The sequence below is a fragment of the Dactylosporangium siamense genome (assembly GCF_016862795.1).
Classification (GTDB): Bacteria; Actinomycetota; Actinomycetes; order Mycobacteriales; family Micromonosporaceae; genus Dactylosporangium; species Dactylosporangium siamense.
This window is the reverse complement of sequence record NZ_BONQ01000131.1, coordinates 1-1,110: the sequence shown is the minus strand read 5'-3', so window position 1 is coordinate 1,110 and position 1,110 is coordinate 1. Positions and strand designations below refer to the sequence as shown.

Sequence of the window (1,110 nt, the reverse complement as noted above, 5' to 3'; positions counted from 1 at the left end):
CCGCTGGGTTCGGGCGGCGCTGTCTGTCACTGGGTTCGGGCGGCGCTGTCTGCCGCTGGGTCAGGCGGCCAGGGTGATCTGCTGCTCGCGCAACGCGACGGCGAACTGTTCGGCCGCGGTGGCGAGGCGCTCCGCGCCCAGGATGGCCTGTTCCCAGGTGCCGCACAGGCCGGAGCCGAACTCGATCTGCACGTCGCCGTCGTCGACCAGGAGGATCGGGTCGCCTTCGTCCTCGGTGATGACGGTGCGGATGGCGCGGAGGTCGAGGGTGACGATGGGGAAGAGTTCGTCGTCCATGGCTGTCTCCGATCTGCCGAGTGGGCCGGTCTGCCGAGTGGGGCCGGCTGACGCCGTGGTGGATCCGGATTCGGATCGGGCGGATCGGGCGGATCCGGGTCGGTCCGGTCGGGCCGGGTAGATCCGGCTCAGGCCGGGTAGGACCAGCGGGAGCCGGGTGGTCCGGGTGGGGAAGGTGGGGTGCGACGCCGCGCGGCTCGCAGCGTCGTGGAACGGCGCCGCACCCCGGATTGGGTGGCGCGAAACCGGACCGCCCAGCCCGGTCCCGCGCCTGGCGCCAACTCTAACCCAATAGCCATAAGGCCACCACCCCTGTAGCCGATAGAACTTCATATGGTCGCGGACATGATCTCCCGGAGTTCGGGCCTGGCACTCTATCTGCAGGTCGCGGACGCGATACGGCAGAAGATCATCAGTGGTGAAATGGCTCCGGGGAGCCTGTTGCCCTCGGAGAAGTACCTGGCCGAGGAGTACGACGTCGGCCGGGACACGATCCGTGACGCCATGGCGTATCTGCGCGGCGAGGGCCTCGTCGAGAGCAAGCGCGGATACCGCAGCCGGGTGCGGGCCAACACGTCGCGCGAGCGGGTCTGGCTGCATCAGGGTGAGGTCGTCTGGGCCCGGATGCCCACGCCGCAGGAGAAGAAGGACCACGGCCTCGGCGATGGCGTGCCGGTGCTGGTCGTCGGCGACCGGACGTACCCGGCGGACCGCTTCGAGTTCGGCCGCGAGTAGCCGGACGGCCGCGAGTAGCCGGACGGCCGCGAGTAGCCGGACGGCCGCGAGTAGCCGAACGGCCGCGAGTAGCCGAAC

Annotated in this window: 2 protein-coding genes; one reads left to right on the top strand and one right to left on the bottom strand. The window is 70.1% G+C overall.

The genetic code is table 11. From position 1 onward, the window contains the following. Positions 1 to 60: 60 nt before the first annotated feature. A complete protein-coding gene (locus tag Dsi01nite_RS42775; RefSeq protein WP_203852158.1) occupies positions 61 to 297 on the bottom strand; it encodes a hypothetical protein in 237 nt (78 codons plus the stop codon). A gap of 345 nt (positions 298 to 642) precedes the next feature. Between Dsi01nite_RS42775 and Dsi01nite_RS42770 the strand changes: the two genes are divergently transcribed. Continuing rightward, positions 643 to 1,032 carry a winged helix-turn-helix domain-containing protein gene (locus Dsi01nite_RS42770; RefSeq protein ID WP_203852157.1) on the top strand — a complete coding sequence of 130 codons (390 nt, stop codon included), beginning with the start codon at positions 643 to 645 and terminating at the stop codon, positions 1,030 to 1,032. The last annotated feature ends 78 nt before the right edge of the window (positions 1,033 to 1,110 follow it).

What these genes read in the sequence shown, in the direction of transcription:
- Dsi01nite_RS42770 (WP_203852157.1), top strand. Translation starts at nt 643, where the DNA reads ATGATCTCCCGGAGTTCGGGCCTGGCACTCTATCTGCAGGTCGCGGAC.
- Dsi01nite_RS42775 (WP_203852158.1), bottom strand. Translation starts at nt 297, where the DNA reads ATGGACGACGAACTCTTCCCCATCGTCACCCTCGACCTCCGCGCCATC.